This is a genomic window from Pseudomonas sp. GW821-FHT09A09, from assembly GCF_059418405.1.
Genome location: NZ_JBWKPU010000015.1, coordinates 1,751 through 18,048, shown reverse-complemented (window position 1 = coordinate 18,048; position 16,298 = coordinate 1,751). Strand labels below are relative to the sequence as shown.

Genomic DNA, 16,298 nt, shown 5'->3' with positions numbered 1-16,298 from the left:
TTTCTGCCAAAGAGGTGTCTTTCGAAAGAAGCGCCAGGCACAGCGGGGGCAGACCTTCCCATCCCCGACGGCGCAACGCAATAGCCACTGCGCGACTGAATATGACCAGAAGCGTTTAACGCGTCATATCTTAGCCGCAACCACACACGAGTGAAACGCCCTTGGCAGAGCGCTTCGTCAAACCGTTGCCGCCACCTCCGATTGTGCCCCGAATAAAGGTGTCAGCGGGTCTTTCAGCCATTGCGCCACCAACGGCCAGACCTCGGCCTGGGCGGCCTTGCTGACCAGCATCTCCACATGACCGAAATCCCCGGTAAACCCTTGCTGGCGGCCCAGGCACAGGTATTGACGGTGCTCTGAACCGACTTGCTCGAACAACTTGCGACACGCCCAGTCCGGGTCTTGCTGGTCACCCGCCGCACTCACCGCCAGCAGCGGCACATCGACCTCTGCCAAGCCTTTCCACCAATCGTTCTTGCCTTCGCCAAAGCGGCCAAACAGGCCGTTCCAGCGCATGGCCTCGATCATCACACCGGCCGGTTCATCCTCGGGGCCACGCTTGAGGCGCGAGCCGGACACCTCGCCAAAGCGTTTCAACAGCAAGCGGCCCGTCCACTCCACCGGCGGCAGTTTCAACGGCCAATGGGTGCGGCTGACCTGACTGCCAAACAGCGCCACCGACGCCACTGCCGGCGCGCCCAGGTGCTGCCCGCCAAGGGCCGCCGCCAGGCTGATGCCGCCCAGGGAATGGCCGATCCAATGGGGAACCTGCGCACTTTGCTCGCGCACGAACGCGCCGATCGCCGGCAAATCGTAACGCGCGTAGTCGGCCACGCGGTTGCGGGCATAGTCATGATTGCGCTTGGACAGGCCATGGCCGCGCATTTCCGGGATCCAGACATCAAACCCCAACCGCGCCAGGTAAGCGCCCAGGCCGATGCCTTTAGGCGAGTACCAGAAGCGCCGGTTGGAAAAACTGCCATGCAATAAAATAACCGGGATGCCCCGGTTTTCCGGGACATCGGCCAGGCCCAAGCGGGTCACGGCCAACTCGACGGTACCGTCGGGGCTGTTACCGGGCTTGAGGCGGTACACGTCTTCACTCAGGTCGCCACGACGTTCAGCGCTGATCAGGGCGACGGGAAACAGGTTGCTGCTGCTTTGCATAATGCTCTTGCACAAAAAAGGGCGGCGTCCGCAAGGATTCCCGCCCTGTACAGATAAGAATGCCGGTCACCCTGTGAGAGTGACCGGCACTTTTGACGTAACGACCTTAGACGGACGCTTGGCCTTCTGCCAGGAAGAACCAGGTTTCCAGCACGGAGTCGGGGTTCAGCGAGACACTTTCGATGCCCTGCTCCATCAGCCATTTGGCCAGGTCAGGGTGGTCGGAAGGGCCTTGGCCGCAGATGCCGATGTACTTGCCAGCCTTGTTGCAGGCCTGGATGGCATTGGCCAGCAGCTTCTTGACCGCAGGATTACGCTCGTCGAACAAGTGGGCAATGATCCCCGAGTCGCGGTCCAGGCCCAGGGTCAGCTGGGTCAGGTCGTTGGAGCCGATGGAGAAACCGTCGAAGAACTCCAGGAACTCTTCAGCCAGGATCGCGTTGGACGGCAGTTCGCACATCATGATCACGCGCAGGCCGTTTTCACCACGGGTCAGGCCATTTTCGGCCAGCAAGTCCACCACCTGGCTCGCCTCGCCCAGGGTGCGCACGAACGGCACCATAATCTCGACGTTGGTCAGGCCCATCTCGTTGCGCACGCGCTTGAGGGCACGGCACTCGAGTTCGAAGCAATCGCGGAACGATTCGCTGATGTAACGCGAAGCGCCACGGAAGCCCAGCATCGGGTTTTCTTCTTCCGGCTCGTAGAGCTTGCCGCCGATCAGGTTAGCGTATTCGTTGGACTTGAAGTCCGACAGACGCACGATGACCTTTTTCGGGTAGAACGCCGCCGCCAGGGTGCTGATGCCTTCGACCAGTTTCTCGACATAGAAGCCGACAGGGTCGTTGTAGCCAGCAATGCGCTTGTCGACGCTTTCCTTGAGGTCCAGCGGCAGGCCGTCGTAGTTCAGCAAGGCCTTGGGGTGCACGCCGATCATGCGGTTGATGATGAACTCCAGGCGGGCCAGGCCCACACCGGCGTTCGGCAACTGTGCGAAATCAAAGGCGCGGTCCGGGTTGCCGACGTTCATCATGATCTTGAACGGCAGGTCCGGCATGGCGTCGATGGAGTTCTGCTTGATATCGAAGCCCAGCTCGCCTTCGAAGATGAAACCGGTGTCGCCTTCGGCACAAGACACGGTAACGCCCTGGCCATCTTTGAGCAGTTGGGTGGCGTTGCCGCAGCCCACGACCGCCGGAATGCCCAGTTCACGGGCGATGATCGCCGCGTGGCAAGTACGCCCGCCACGGTTGGTGACGATGGCGCTGGCGCGCTTCATCACCGGTTCCCAGTCCGGGTCGGTCATGTCGGAGACCAGCACGTCACCTGGCTGGACCTTGTCCATTTCGGACACGTCCTTGATGATCCTTACCTTGCCGGCGCCGATGCGCTGGCCAATGGCGCGACCTTCCACCAGCACGGTGCCGGTTTCTTTCAGCAGGTAGCGTTCCATGACGTTGGCCGAGGTGCGGCTCTTCACGGTTTCAGGACGGGCCTGCACGATGTACAGCTTGCCGTCGTCACCGTCCTTGGCCCATTCGATGTCCATCGGGCACTTGTAGTGCTTTTCGATGATCATCGCTTGCTTGGCCAATTCGCTGACTTCAGCGTCGGTCAGGCAGAAACGCGCGCGTTCGGCCTTGTCGACTTCAACGGTTTTTACCGAGCGACCGGCCTTGGCCTCGTCGCCGTAGATCATCTTGATTGCCTTGCTGCCCAGGTTACGGCGCAGGATGGCCGGGCGACCGGCCTCAAGGGTGTGCTTGTGCACGTAGAATTCGTCGGGGTTGACCGCGCCTTGTACGACGGTTTCGCCCAGGCCGTAGGCACCGGTGATGAACACCACGTCACGGAAGCCCGATTCGGTGTCCAGGGTGAACATCACGCCGGCTGTGCCGGTTTCCGAACGCACCATGCGCTGCACACCGGCAGACAAGGCCACCAGCTTGTGGTCGAAACCCTGGTGTACGCGGTAGGAAATGGCGCGGTCGTTGAACAGCGAGGCGAACACTTCCTTGGCCGCACGGATGACGTTTTCCACACCGCGGATGTTGAGGAAGGTTTCCTGCTGGCCGGCGAAGGAGGCGTCCGGCAAGTCTTCGGCGGTGGCCGAAGAGCGCACGGCAACGGCCATGTCCGGGTTGCCAGCCGATAAAGTGGCGAAGGCGTTACGGATTTCTTCGTTGAGCTTCTCGGGGAACTCGGCTTCCATGATCCATTGGCGGATCTGGCTGCCGGTCTTGGCCAGGGCGTTGACGTCGTCGACGTCCAGGGCGTCCAGCGCGGCGTGGATCTGGGCGTTGAGGCCGCTCAGCTCGAGGAAGTCGCGGTAGGCCTGGGCCGTGGTGGCGAAACCACCGGGCACCGAGACCCCAGCGCCTGCAAGATTACTGATCATCTCGCCGAGGGATGCGTTCTTGCCCCCCACATGCTCTACATCATGGACGCCGAGCTTATCGAGGGAAACTACGTACTCTACCAAGGTGATCTCTCCACTTTCTGTGTTGGAAAAGCTCAGGACGCCGGCTGCTCAGTAGGAGCGTTCGCCAGCGTTTGTGGCCTGGACCTGGAAAATAAGTGAGAATGCGGCCCACTGCGGGACGGCAAAATCGCGCCTATCATATCCAAGATTCGTCATCAGCTTAAGGCCCAGGGCTCAAATGAAACGATCTGCTTTCTTTATCTCCGACGGCACCGGCATTACAGCCGAAACATTGGGTCAAAGCCTGCTCGCACAGTTCGAAAACATTACCTTCGCCAAATTCACACGGCCCTATATCGACAGCGTGGATAAAGCGCGGGCCATGGTACAACAAATCAATCTGGCGGCCGAAAAAGACGGTTTTCGTCCGATCATTTTCGACACCATCGTCAACCAGGACATTCGTGAGATTCTCGCAACGTCGAATGGTTTCATGATCGACATCTTCTCCACGTTCCTGGCGCCACTGGAACAGGAGCTGAGCGAACACTCCTCCTACTCCGTAGGAAAGTCCCATTCCATTGGCCACAACTCCAACTATATGGAGCGGATCGAGGCGGTGAACTTCGCCCTCGACAACGACGACGGGGCCCGCACCCACTATTACGACAAAGCTGATTTGATCCTGGTGGGCGTGTCGCGCTGCGGCAAAACGCCCACCTGCCTGTACATGGCCATGCAGTTCGGTATTCGTGCGGCCAACTACCCGCTGACCGAAGACGACATGGAGCACCTGACGCTGCCATCGGCCCTGCGCTCGCACCGGCACAAGCTGTTTGGCCTGACCATCGACCCGGATCGCCTCACCTCCATTCGCAACGAACGCAAGCCCAACAGCCGCTACTCCAGCTACGCCCAGTGCGAATTCGAAGTGCGCGAAGTGGAAAATCTGTTCCGTCGCGAGAACATTGCGCACATCAATTCCACGCATTTTTCGGTGGAAGAGATTTCGGCGAAGATTTTGGTGGAGAAGGGTGTGGAGCGCAGGTTCAAATAATTGTGTTGCCCGGGCTGGCCTCTTCGCAGGCAAGCCAGCTCCCACATTTGACTGCATTCCAGAGTTGGATCTCGGTCAAATGTGGGAGCGGGCTTGCCCGCGAAGAACGATAACGCGGTGAGCCTGCCAATTAGAGGTGAAACCGCCCGCCCCCCTGCCCCAGCGCGGTAGCCAACGCATCAAACCCCGCCCGTAGCAACTGATCATCCCCCGACGTATTGCAGATACTCGCCCGAATAAACTGCGGCACCGCCGTCTGCCCCACGGCAAATGCCTCGGCAGTGGCGATCAGGTAATTATTCTGCTTGAGCTCCGCCTCGATTTCCGACGCCCGCCAAGGCTCTGGCACTTCAATCCAGAAGTGCGGGCTGTTGAGGTGGGTACGGTATTGCAGGCCATTCAACAGATCTTTCACCAATGCCTTGCGCCGGCTGATCTCATTGATCTGTTGGCGCAGCAGGTATTCCGCTGTGCCGTTTTCGATCCACTGGGTGGCCAGTTCGAGGGTCACCGGGGTGGCCATCCAGCACGTCGAGCGCAGCGCTGCCGAGATACGGCTGACCAGTGCCGGCGGCGCATGCACGTACCCCACGCGCAACCCGGCTGACACCGCCTTGCTCAAGCTGCTGATCAGAATCGTACGCTCGGGCGCGAAAAAGCTCAGGGGTGGCGGGCGATCCTCCACCAGCACCCCGTGGGCTTCGTCTTCCAATATCAGCAGGTTGTGCTCACGGCAGACCTTGGCCAGGGCCTCCCGACGCGGGATCGACAGCACTGCCGTGGTCGGGTTCTGGATGGTCGGTGTGCAGTACAGCGCCGACACCCGGTGATTGCGGCAAACCTCATCCAGCGCGCCCGGCAGCACGCCCTCTTCGTCCATCTCCAGGCCGATCAGCCGCACGCCGAGCATACGCGCAGCGGTGATCAACCCGGGGTAAGTCAGTTGTTCGGTGACCACCGTATCGCCCGCCCGCAACAACGCCATCATGGCGCACAACAAACCGTGCTGACCGCCATTGACGCAGATGACCTGCTCGGGAATCGGGTGAAAGTCGCTCTGCACCAGCCACTGCGCGCCCGCCTCACGGTAGCGCGGCAAACCGGCGTCCGGGGTGTAAGCGCTAATGTCCTGGAGGAATTTGGCGTTGGTCGACAGGGTTTGGAAGCTCTGGGCCAGGAACACCGTTTCCTGACCCGGGATATGCATGTTGCGGCTCATGTCGAAGTATTGGCGCGGCTCCTCGCTGAAATTGCGAAAGCCTTCGTCGCGCTGGCGCTCCATCCCACGCTTGCGCACGAATGTGCCGTCACCCACCCGCGCCACCACCAACCCCAGGCGTTCCAGCTCGCCGTAGGCCCGGCTGATGGTGCCGATCGTCACACCCAGATTGTCGGAAAGCACCCGATGGGGCGGCAGTTTTCTTCCCGGTTCAATCAAGCCTTCGAGGATGCCCCGTTCCATGACATCGGACAGGCGCTTGTACTTCACGCCCTGCCCGTTGGACAACCCCTCACGCATAATTGACACCATGTCAATATTTGTTTTGACAGCCATCTTTCGCCCTAATAGTGTGCTTTTACGGGTTCAATCGCCGAATTTTACAACTCATTACAAGCTCAATATAGAGTTCAATTCCGGCTCAGGGAAGCAATAAACGATGCCAATGTCCGCCGTTCTCGAAAACACAACAAAAACAAATTCCCGGAAACAGTGGCTGGCTGGCCTCGTGACCAGTGTAATGTTTCTTATCGTGTGCCTGAGCTGGGGCACCACCTGGCTGGGCATCAAGATCGCCGTCGAAAGCGTGCCACCGCTGACGTCCGCAGGCTTGCGCTTCCTCATCGCCTTCCCGCTGTTTCTGTGTTTTGCCCTGGTGCGTCGCGAGCCGATCCTGTTCCCCCGTGAGAGCCGCTGGTTCTTCGTATTCGTGACCCTGTCCTACTTCAGCGTTCCCTATTACCTGCTCAACTACGGCGAGATGCATGTCTCGTCCGGCCTCACCGCCCTGCTGTTCAGCTGCATGCCGGTGTTCATCCTGATCTTCTCGGCGCTGTTCCTGCGCGAGCGCATCTACTTCTCCCAGGTCGTCGGCATCGGCATCGGTTTCGGCAGCCTCTACATGATCATCAAGAGCCAGGGCCTGCACCTAGACCACGCCGAGTTCTTCGGGGTGCTGGCAATCCTGACCGCCGCGATCATGCATGCCCTGTGCTACGTCATTACCAAGCAGAAAGGCAGCGCCATCAGCGTGATCACCTACAACACCCTGCCCATCGGCATCGCCGGGCTGATGCTGTTCGTGGCTGGCCTGTGGTTCGAAACCCCGGCCTTCGACACCATCACCCTGCGCTCCTGGAGTGCGCTGTTCTACCTGGGGCTGGTGGCGTCGGTCGGCGGGTTTATCGTGTACTTCATGCTGCTCAAGCGCCTGAGCCCGATCATCCTGTCGTTCGTGTTCATCATCTTCCCGGTGTTCGCGGTGATCATCGGCGCCTGGTACGAAGGCGTGGCGATTTCCCGTGACCTGATGCTGTACTCGGCCATCCTGCTGGCCGGTTTTGCGATCACCAAGTTGCCGATTGAAAAGCTCCTGGCCAAGAAACCTTGACCCCCTCACCACCACGCGAGAGAAACATGGACGTCCTCCGCCCAAAAGCCCTTGAACAGATCTACGCCCACGCCAACCGCAGTTACCCCGAGGAATGCTGCGGCTTCATCTTCGCCGACGGCAGCGTGTACCTGGGCAGCAATATCCAGAATGAGCTGCACCGCAAGAACCCCGAGATGTACCCGCGCAGCGCGGCCAACGGCTACACGTTTTCGGTGGCCGACACCCTGCTGATGAACAAGGCGTTTCGCAGCGACAACCCGGTGGTGGTGATCTACCACTCACACCCGGATGTCGGCGCCTATTTCAGCGATGAAGACCAGGACAAGGCCTTATTCATGGGCGAACCGATCTACCCCGTCAGCTACCTGGTGGTGGACGTTCGCCAGGGCCAGGCCCTGGGCTCAAAGCTGTTTGCCTGGGACGGCAGGCATTTCGCCCTCAACCCTTTCAACGACCTGCACACGGAGTTGTCCATGAACGCTGTCTCTTTCCCCGACATTCTGGTTCGCGTGGCCAAGCTGCCGGAATCGACCCTTGAGGGCACCGGATCGACATTGCGCGAAGTCATTGAAAACCTCTGCAACAGTCACCCTCAGTTACGCCCGCACCTGTTCCACGAGAAGAACAACCAGCTCAAGGAACACTTCCTGTTCACCGCCGAGGAAGAACTGATCGGCGCCGACGATGCACTGCCGGAAAAAGCCCGGATCGAAGTGCTGCTCGCCACCTCGGGCGGCATGGACGTTGACGCGTTGAGTAATGAGGAGGTACAGCGCTACGTGCGCCACATCACCCTGCCCGGCGTCGGCCGCGAAGGCCAGTTGAACCTGAAGAAAGCCAAGGTGCTGATCATCGGCACCGGTGGCCTGGGCTCGCCCATCAGCCTGTACCTGGCGGCGGCCGGCGTCGGCACCCTGGGCCTGGTGGACTTCGACGTGGTGGAAAGCAGCAACCTGCAACGCCAGATCGTCCACGGCAACAGCACCCTGGGCCTGCCCAAAGTCGAGTCCGCCAAGGCGCGCCTGCAGGACCTCAACCGCCATATCCAGATCAACGCCCACGACACCGCCTTGAACGCTGACAATGCCCTGGAACTGGTGGGCGCCTACGACCTGGTGATCGACGGCACCGATAACTTCGACACCCGCTACCTCGTCAACGACGCCTGCGTACAGCTCGGCAAACCCTTGGTGTACGGCGCCATCTACCGCTTCGACGGGCAGATCAGCGTGCTCAACTACAAAGGCGGGCCCTGCTATCGCTGCCTGTTTCCTTCGGCCCCTCCCGCCGAACTGGCGCCCAATTGCAGCGCCGGTGGCGTGATCGGCGTGCTGCCCGGCGTGGTCGGGATGATCCAGGCCACCGAGGCCATCAAGTTGCTGATTGGCATTGGCGAGCCGCTGTCCGGTCGCCTGATGCGCTTCGACGCACTGGCGATGAAGTTCAGCGAAATCCGCTTCAAGCGCCGCGCCGACTGCCCCTGCTGTTCAGCGCTGCGCCACAGCGAACCGTTCACGTCGGCGGTTTGCGCCGACGCCGTACCCGTCCAACCGTCCCTGGCCGAAGAGCGCTACATCAAGCCCCGCGTGCTCAAGCAATTGCTCGAGCACCCGCGCAGTGCAGACGTGCTAGTGGATGTGCGCGACGCCAGCGAACTGGAGGTGTGCAAATTGCCAGGGGTGGTGCACATCCCCTTGGCCGAGCTGGATGGGCAACTCGACAGCCTCAGCCGCGACAACACCCATTACCTGATCTGCTACGCCGGGACCCGCGCCGAGCAAGCCGCCAGCACCTTGCTGGCGGCCGGCTTCGCCAACACCAAGGTCTTGCAGGGTGGCATGAAGCACTGGGTACGCGACGTCGAACCCGACATGCCGTTGTACTGACCCGAGGGCTGAGCAATGTTGCATAACTCGATTCTCGACGTGATCGGCCATACGCCGATCGTGCGCCTGGCGCAGTTTTCCGAAGACCTCGGCATCGAGGTCTACGCCAAGCTCGAATCCCTTAACCCGGGCGGCAGCCACAAGGCGCGCATCGCCCTGGGCATGATCCTCGACGCCGAGCGTCGCGGCGTGCTGATCCGTGATTCGGGGCAGACCATCATCGAACCCAGCGGCGGCAACACCGGCATCGGCCTGGTGATGGCCGGCAACGTGCTGGGCTACAAAGTGGTGCTGGTGATTCCCGACAACTACAGCCCCGAAAAACAGAAACTGCTGCGCCTGTACGGGGCCAAGGTGGTGCTGTCGGACAGCCGCCTGGGCAACAATTCCCACGGCGAAAAATGCATGGAGCTGCAGCTGGAAAACCCAAGCTACGTGATGCTCAACCAGCAGCGCAACGGCGCCAACCCCCAGACCCACCGCGACACCACCGCACCGGAGATCCTCCGTGCGTTCGGCGAACAGCGCGTGGACTACTTCGTCAGCGGCATCGGCACCGGGGGTCATATCACCGGCATCGGCGAAACCCTCAAGGCGGCCTGGCCGGCGCTGCGCGTGATGGGCGTGGAGCCGGAGGAATGCGACCTGCTGAAAAACCAGCACGCGCCGCACCATATCCAGGGCCTGTCGATCGGCCTGATCCCGAGCATTCTCAACGTGGATGTGCTCGACGGCATGCTCAAGGTGTCGCGCCAGGCATGCATCGACATGATGAAACGCATCATGCGCACCGACGCCATCAGCCTTGGCCTGTCCTCCGCCGCCAACATGGTAGCTATCGCCCAGTTGGCACCCGAACTGCCGCCCGAAACGGTGGTGCTGACCATGGTCTACGACAATGCCGACAGTTACCTGCCCAGTTTCGAATAACCGGTTTTCCAACCATTCAGAATGCGGGGGTGCCTCCATGGGGGGCTTTATCGACATGCAACAGCTGCACGATGAGCTGCTCACCCACCTCATCAAAACCCTGACGCCGACGCAGATGAAGCAGCTGGAACCACACCTGGCCCCGCTGATCCAGAATGCCGCCCAGGCCGTGGCCGAGGACCTGATCGCCTACGCCTACCGCGACCCGGCGTCACGCGGGCGCGGCGAGTTGATTCTGGAGTCCTACGCCTCGTTCAAGGCCGTGCTGTTCTACCGCCTGGCGCACCTGGTGTGGAACTTCCCCGACCAGACCAACGGCGTGTTTTCGCGCATCGCCCTCAAGCTCAGTAACCAGGGCAAGGTGCTCTCCGGTGCCGAAATCCACCCGGCAGCCCGCATCGGTCGGCGCTTCGTACTGGACCACGGCTACGGCACAGTGATCGGCGAGACCTGCGAGATCGGCAACGACTGCTACATCCTCTGCGGCGTCACCCTCGGCGCGCGCGGCATCGCCAACAACCCGGATGGCAAGCGCCACCCGCGCCTGGGCAACAACGTCGAGGTCGGCTCCGGTGCCCGCGTGCTGGGCTATGTGCTGATTGGCGACAACGTGTTCATCAGCCCGTCCTGCGTGATCACCCAGGACGTGCCGGCGGGCACCAAGGTCAAGGTGGTCAACCAGATCCAGCTGCAAAAAAATGATGAATCGGACCACAGCAACTACCTGGGCGCCTTTGCCCTGGATGAGCGCCTGCACGTGGTGGGCGAGGTCAACGCCAGCCACAAGGTCACCGTGCTGGACGCCGACTTCCACCCCTTGCCGGGGTTGATGCTTGAGCCCACGGTGAAAGAACGCCATCACCTGCAATTTCGCCTGCGCCGCCTTGAGTTCGGCAACCACCTGCCGCGCCTGCCGTTGAACCTTAAAGTCAGCGGGCCGGAATTCGAAATCACCCTGCTCTCCCCCCCTGGCTTGAGCGCAATGGTGCGTCACCTGTTGCAAGCCAGCCCACTGATTGTCGGAGGTTGAACATGTCTGTGCACACCATGGAGACCCTGGCGCTGTTCGACAGCGCGCCTTACCAGAACACCTTCAGCGCCCGAGTGATTGCGGTCGGCGAGCACGGCATTGCCCTTGAGCACACGCTGTTCTACCCCACAGGTGGTGGCCAGCCAGGAGACACTGGCTACTTCACCCTGGCGGATGGCACGCGGGTCGAGGTGGTGGGAACGGTCCGCGACCCGGTGATGCGCTCGATCATCTGGCACCAGGTGGAACATTGCCCTGGGCAATTGACCGTTGGAGCACAGGTGGACGCGGGCCTGGACTGGGAGCGCCGCTACCAGCACATGAAGATGCACACTTGCCTGCACCTGTTGTGCTCACTGATCGATGCGCCGGTGACCGGTTGCAGCATCAGTGCCGACAAAGGCCGCCTGGATTTCGACCTGCCGGAAATGACACTCGACAAAGACAACCTCACCCACGACCTGAATGCGCTGATCCAGCAGGCTCACGCGGTCAACACCCTGTCGATGCCCGCCACGGAATACGCCACCCTGCTGCAGATCACACGCACCCAGGCGGTGGCACCGCCAGTGATCCAGGGTTCGGTACGGGTGATCGAAATTGCCGGGATCGATATCCAACCGTGCGGCGGCACCCACGTGGCCAACACCGAGGAAATCGGCCGGGTGTTCTGCGAAAAGATCGAGAAGAAGAGCAAGCACAATCGCCGGGTGATCCTGCGCTTTGAGTGAGCGACCGAGGCTAGCGTGGGTGTTGCCCCACACTAGCCAGTACCCGAGGTTTACTTTTTATTGCTTGCTGACTTGCTGGGTCAGGTCTTCGAAGCGTTTTTCAAGCGTCGACATTGTCTGCTCGAAGTACTGTTCCATCCGATCGATCTGAGCCTCAAGATTCTGGTTTTCCTGCTTGAGGTAATCAATGCTGGCCGTTGCTGGCGCTGTTGGAGCAGGCGTTTGGGCCGTTTCGTGCTCCGGTGAAGCCGTCTGGCCGGCGTCCGATTGCGCAGGAACCGTTTGGTCTTGAGGCGCACGGTTGTTGAGCAGTTGAGCCAAGTTATCCAAACGTTCCGTGAGGGTTTTCATCGCCGTATTGAAGGCGTCGAGTAACCGCTTGAACTCACTTTGTAGCCTGGTGATATCTGCTGACAGTTGGCCAACCCCTTGAGCGCTCTGAGCATCAGCAACCGGGGCCTGGGTAGCCGGTGTAGCAGCGGCGTCAGACGGCGCGACTTGCCCCTCGGCTTGCCGGTTCTCTGGCTGGGTCTGCGCAGCCACGGGCGCCTGCTCAGGCTTGGGGGCCGAAGTACTGAGCTGCTGAGTCAGGCCTTCTATTTTTGTATTGAGCTCAGTGATCTTCGCCGAGAACTTTGAGATCAAGGCCTTGTACTTGGCGACAAGGTTCTGATTTTTCTGCGTCAATTCTGCCAACTCGCCGTTGGGCTCGGCGCCCTGGGGCTGCCGATTGACGATGCTGTTATGCCTGGAAAACTGGCCACGTTGCTCTGCCCCCACCGGAGGGCGGGGCGGCATGGATTCGGTCGTGGTAGTGGCTGGGCGGGTGCTTGGGTCACTGGAAGAAGCGGATTGCGGTGTTGGCGGCATTTCGTAGCGATATTGGGGCGCATACTGCTGATTATTGACACTGTTCATAAAGCACCTCTCAGTTTCGCGGTTGGCCCGCGTGCAGGGTTTGTCAGACGATTTGGCTAACAAGTCATCCAGCTACCTGATTGGCACGTATAGGAAACCAGTTCCCTGAGGCAGAGAAATCCACGTGGGTATTTGTTTCAGGGTAAAAAAACCGTCGATACCCAAGCCACGTTTCGTACAGGAAACTGACAGGAAATTTATGCGCTTGTAACATTCAGAAACGTACAATCCCGCCTGTGGCCATCCTCCCCTGACGCGCTGCAAACCGACCATGGAAAAGAGCGCCCGCCCATTCCCGGTGGGTCTTTCGAACAGAAGCTAAGCTCACCCCCATCGCACCTCTCTAGAACCTGAACGCTGCAGGAATGACTGCCTATGAACAAAGTGTTCCGCCACTACATCCCGGCGTCCACATTGCGCTTGCTGCCCAACCGTTGGGATTTGGTCGCCCTGCCGCTGGTAATCGGCTTCCTCCTGTTTTTCTCCATCACTGCCCGTGAAACCTGGGCGCCCATCACCACCCTGCAAAGCGAAGTCATTTCCCTCGACCCGGCCAACCTGCCGGAATACGCGATGCGCACCACCCTGCGCATGCTCGCGGCGATGGTCGCAGCGTTGGTGTTCACCTTTTTGTACGGCACCCTGGCCGCCAAAAGCCGGCGCGCCGAGAAACTGCTGGTGCCGGTGCTCGACATCCTGCAATCGGTACCGGTGCTGGGGTACATCTCGTTCACGGTGACGTTTTTCCTGCTGCTGTTTCCCGGGCGCGTGCTGGGGGCCGAGTTCGCGGCGATTTTTGCGATCTTCACCAGCCAGGCCTGGAACATGACGTTCAGCTTCTACCAGTCGCTGCGCATGCTGCCCCATGACCTGGTGGAAGTGTCCACCAACCTGCGGCTCTCCGGCTGGCAGAAGTTCTGGAAGCTCGACGTGCCGTTCGCCATGCCGGGGCTGGTGTGGAACATGATGATGAGCATGTCCGGGGGCTGGTTTTTCGTGGTTGCCTCCGAAGCCATCACCGTGGGCGACAAGACCATTACCCTGCCCGGCGTGGGTTCGTACCTGGCCCTGGCCATTGCCCAAAAAGACCTGCACGCCGTGGGCTACGTGATACTGGCGATGATCGCGGTGATCCTGATCTACGACCAGTTCCTGTTCCGTCCGCTGGTGGCCTGGGCCGACAAGTTCCGCATGGAAACCACCGCGTCCCAAGGCGACGCGCCGCAATCCTGGGTGCTGAACCTGATTCAACGCACACGCATCGTGCAGCGCATCCTGCGCCCCATCACCCGTGCGATCAGCCGTATCGGCAACAAGCGCTTCAGCCTCGCCGGCGGTGCATTCAAGGCATTGCCGGTAGAAACACCCGCCGCGTCAAAAGTGATCGACTGGGTGTGGGGCACGCTGATTGCCCTGATGGCCGCCTATGCGCTGTATCACATCGTGATGTACGTCGGCACCGAAGTGGGCCTGGCCGAAGTGGGCCACGTGCTGGTGCTGGGCCTGATTACCCTGCTGCGGGTGGCCGGGCTGATCCTGATCGCCTCGCTGATCTGGGTGCCCCTGGGCGTGATGATCGGCCTGCGCCCCAAGCTGGCAGAGAAGATTCAGCCACTGGCGCAGTTCCTCGCGGCGTTCCCGGCGAACCTGCTGTTCCCGGTGTTCGTCATCGTGATCCTGCACTACCACCTCAACCCGGATATCTGGCTGAGCCCGCTGATCGTGCTGGGCACCCAGTGGTACATCCTGTTCAACGTGATTGCCGGCGCCACCGCGTTCCCCAACGACTTCAAGGAAGCCGCCGCCAACTTCCGCATTCGCGGCTGGTTGTGGTGGCGCAAGGTGATGCTGCCGGGGATTTTCCCCTACTACGTCACCGGCGCCATCACCGCCTCGGGCGGGGCGTGGAACGCCAGCATCGTGTCCGAGTACGTGTCCTGGGGCCAGGACAATGTGGTCGCCCACGGGCTGGGCGCCTACATCGCACAAACCACGGCGGCCGGCGACTTCCCGAAGATCGCCCTGGGCGTAGTGGTGATGTCGATCTTTGTGGTGGCGTTCAACCGCGCGGTCTGGCGACCGATGTACGCCATTGCTGAAAACAAACTTCGTTTGAACTGACGGGATGCGTCGTGATGACTACCTCTACTGAACACACCGTCGACACCCCGGAAATCTACTCGCTGAAAAACGTGAACCGGGTGTTCGGCAAAGGCAAGGACGAGCTGCAAGTCCTCAGCGGCGTGGACCTGAGCCTGCACGAGGGCGAAATCGTCGGCATGCTGGGCCGTTCCGGCTCCGGCAAGTCGACCTTGCTGCGCATCATCGCCGGCCTGATCCAGCCGTCGTCGGGCGAAGTCCGCTACCAGGGCGCCCCGCTCAACGGCCCGGCCGAAGGCGTGGCCATGGTGTTCCAGACCTTTGCCCTGTTCCCCTGGCTGACCGTGCTGGAAAACGTGGAAGCCGGCCTGCAAGCCTTGCAGGTCGAGCGCAAGGAAACCCGTCGCCGCGCCCTGGCGGCCATCGACCTGATCGGCCTGGACGGCTTCGAAAACGCCTACCCGCGTGAGTTGTCCGGTGGCATGCGCCAGCGCGTGGGCTTTGCCCGGGGCCTGGTGGTCAACCCGACCCTGCTGCTGATGGACGAACCCTTCTCGGCCTTGGACGTGCTCACCGCAGAAACCCTGCGCACCGACCTGCTGGACCTGTGGAGCGGCAAGCAGCTGCCGATCAAGTCGATCCTGATCGTGACCCACAACATCGAAGAAGCGGTGTTGATGTGCGACCGCATCCTGGTGCTGTCCTCCAACCCCGGCCGTGTGGTGGCCGAGATCAAGGTGCCGTTTGCCCACCCGCGCAACCGCCTGGACCCGACCTTCCGGCAGATGGTCGACGACATCTACGCATTGATGACCGACCGCCGCAGCGCCGATGCCAGCGCCGGCAAACCGGAGCTGAAAATGGGCAGCCTGCTGCCGGAAGTGTCCACCAACCTGATGGCCGGCCTGATCGAAACCCTGGCCGCCGAGCCCTACAACGGCCATGCCGGTTTGCCCACAGTGGCGGAACGCCGTCTGTTGGAAGTCGACGACCTGTTCCCGGTGGCGGAGATGCTGGAGCACCTGGGCTTCGCCGAGCTAAAAGGCGCCGACATCACCCTCACCGACGCCGGCAAGCTGTTCGCCGACTACGGCACCCAGGAACGCAAGACCCTGTTCGCCGAGCATTTGATCCAGCACGTGCCGTTGGCCGCGCGTATTCATCAGGTGCTGCTTGAACGCAGCGGGCACCGTGCGCCACGAGTGCGTTTCGAGCAGGAGCTGGAAGACTCGATGACCGAAGCCTTCGTGGAAAAAACCCTGGAAAGCGTGGTGGCCTGGGGGCGGTATGCGGAGATCTTCTCCTATGACGACCATACCGAGACGTTCAGCCTGGAAGATGTTGAAGGCAGTATGTAAAAACCCTCGACCAACACCATCCCAATGTGGGAGCTGGCTTGCCTGCGATAGCAATAGTGAATCCACTACCGCCATCGCAGGCAAGCC

The 16,298-nt window shown here is 61.0% G+C and carries 12 protein-coding genes; 8 read left to right on the top strand and 4 right to left on the bottom strand.

Going from position 1 to position 16,298, the window contains the following annotated elements; all coding sequences use genetic code 11:
• Positions 1–177: 177 nt before the first annotated feature.
• The gene (locus AC07OV_RS15200) at positions 178–1,167 is read right to left on the bottom strand and encodes an alpha/beta fold hydrolase (protein WP_176996338.1); all 990 of its coding nucleotides are present in this window, start codon (positions 1,165–1,167) and stop codon (positions 178–180) included.
• A gap of 106 nt (positions 1,168–1,273) precedes the next feature.
• The gene (gene ppsA / locus AC07OV_RS15195; RefSeq protein ID WP_495092496.1) at positions 1,274–3,649 is read right to left on the bottom strand and encodes a phosphoenolpyruvate synthase; all 2,376 of its coding nucleotides are present in this window, start codon (positions 3,647–3,649) and stop codon (positions 1,274–1,276) included.
• Between the two features lie 178 nt (positions 3,650–3,827).
• Between ppsA and ppsR the strand changes: the two genes are divergently transcribed.
• Entirely contained in the window at positions 3,828–4,646 is an 819-nt protein-coding gene (ppsR, locus tag AC07OV_RS15190; RefSeq protein ID WP_176996340.1) for a posphoenolpyruvate synthetase regulatory kinase/phosphorylase PpsR, read from the top strand.
• 130 nt (positions 4,647–4,776) lie between these two features.
• Here the strand turns inward: ppsR and AC07OV_RS15185 are convergent, their stop codons facing one another.
• Positions 4,777–6,201, bottom strand: coding sequence for an aminotransferase-like domain-containing protein (locus AC07OV_RS15185; RefSeq protein WP_494998928.1), 1,425 nt, complete (start codon positions 6,199–6,201; stop codon positions 4,777–4,779).
• A 160-nt stretch (positions 6,202–6,361) separates the two neighbouring features.
• Between AC07OV_RS15185 and AC07OV_RS15180 the strand changes: the two genes are divergently transcribed.
• Genes AC07OV_RS15180 through AC07OV_RS15160 form a run of 5 tightly spaced genes read left to right on the top strand, consistent with a single transcriptional unit; the run spans position 6,362 to position 11,835 of the window.
• The gene (locus AC07OV_RS15180; protein ID WP_176996383.1) at positions 6,362–7,255 is read left to right on the top strand and encodes a DMT family transporter; all 894 of its coding nucleotides are present in this window, start codon (positions 6,362–6,364) and stop codon (positions 7,253–7,255) included.
• Positions 7,256–7,281: 26 nt separating this feature from the next.
• Positions 7,282–9,144, top strand: coding sequence for a molybdopterin-synthase adenylyltransferase MoeB (gene moeB / locus AC07OV_RS15175; RefSeq protein ID WP_495092495.1), 1,863 nt, complete (start codon positions 7,282–7,284; stop codon positions 9,142–9,144).
• Positions 9,145–9,159: 15 nt separating this feature from the next.
• The gene (locus AC07OV_RS15170; RefSeq protein ID WP_494998930.1) at positions 9,160–10,074 is read left to right on the top strand and encodes a PLP-dependent cysteine synthase family protein; all 915 of its coding nucleotides are present in this window, start codon (positions 9,160–9,162) and stop codon (positions 10,072–10,074) included.
• Between the two features lie 37 nt (positions 10,075–10,111).
• On the top strand, positions 10,112–11,104 hold the full coding sequence (locus tag AC07OV_RS15165; protein ID WP_176996344.1) for a serine O-acetyltransferase: 993 nt from the start codon (positions 10,112–10,114) through the stop codon (positions 11,102–11,104).
• 2 nt (positions 11,105–11,106) lie between these two features.
• Positions 11,107–11,835 (top strand): alanyl-tRNA editing protein, encoded by a 729-nt coding sequence (locus AC07OV_RS15160; RefSeq protein WP_494998931.1) that lies wholly within the window; start codon positions 11,107–11,109, stop codon positions 11,833–11,835.
• A 57-nt stretch (positions 11,836–11,892) separates the two neighbouring features.
• Here AC07OV_RS15160 and AC07OV_RS15155 read toward each other — a convergent pair whose 3' ends face one another.
• Positions 11,893–12,753 (bottom strand): hypothetical protein, encoded by an 861-nt coding sequence (locus AC07OV_RS15155; RefSeq protein WP_495092494.1) that lies wholly within the window; start codon positions 12,751–12,753, stop codon positions 11,893–11,895.
• A gap of 375 nt (positions 12,754–13,128) precedes the next feature.
• Here AC07OV_RS15155 and AC07OV_RS15150 point away from each other — a divergent pair, with 375 nt between their 5' ends.
• Positions 13,129–14,874 carry an ABC transporter permease gene (locus AC07OV_RS15150; protein WP_176996347.1) on the top strand — a complete coding sequence of 582 codons (1,746 nt, stop codon included), beginning with the start codon at positions 13,129–13,131 and terminating at the stop codon, positions 14,872–14,874.
• Between the two features lie 14 nt (positions 14,875–14,888).
• Complete coding sequence (locus AC07OV_RS15145) at positions 14,889–16,211, top strand: ABC transporter ATP-binding protein (protein ID WP_176996348.1); 1,323 nt, start codon at positions 14,889–14,891, stop codon at positions 16,209–16,211.
• Positions 16,212–16,298: the final 87 nt, after the last annotated feature.

Coding starts and splice junctions, on each gene's coding strand:
- AC07OV_RS15200 (WP_176996338.1), bottom strand. CDS start 1,167: ATGCAAAGCAGCAGCAACCTGTTTCCCGTCGCCCTGATCAGCGCTGAA.
- ppsR (WP_176996340.1), top strand. CDS start 3,828: ATGAAACGATCTGCTTTCTTTATCTCCGACGGCACCGGCATTACAGCC.
- AC07OV_RS15185 (WP_494998928.1), bottom strand. CDS start 6,201: ATGGCTGTCAAAACAAATATTGACATGGTGTCAATTATGCGTGAGGGG.
- moeB (WP_495092495.1), top strand. CDS start 7,282: ATGGACGTCCTCCGCCCAAAAGCCCTTGAACAGATCTACGCCCACGCC.
- AC07OV_RS15170 (WP_494998930.1), top strand. CDS start 9,160: ATGTTGCATAACTCGATTCTCGACGTGATCGGCCATACGCCGATCGTG.
- AC07OV_RS15165 (WP_176996344.1), top strand. CDS start 10,112: ATGGGGGGCTTTATCGACATGCAACAGCTGCACGATGAGCTGCTCACC.
- AC07OV_RS15160 (WP_494998931.1), top strand. CDS start 11,107: ATGTCTGTGCACACCATGGAGACCCTGGCGCTGTTCGACAGCGCGCCT.
- AC07OV_RS15155 (WP_495092494.1), bottom strand. CDS start 12,753: ATGAACAGTGTCAATAATCAGCAGTATGCGCCCCAATATCGCTACGAA.
- AC07OV_RS15150 (WP_176996347.1), top strand. CDS start 13,129: ATGAACAAAGTGTTCCGCCACTACATCCCGGCGTCCACATTGCGCTTG.
- AC07OV_RS15145 (WP_176996348.1), top strand. CDS start 14,889: ATGACTACCTCTACTGAACACACCGTCGACACCCCGGAAATCTACTCG.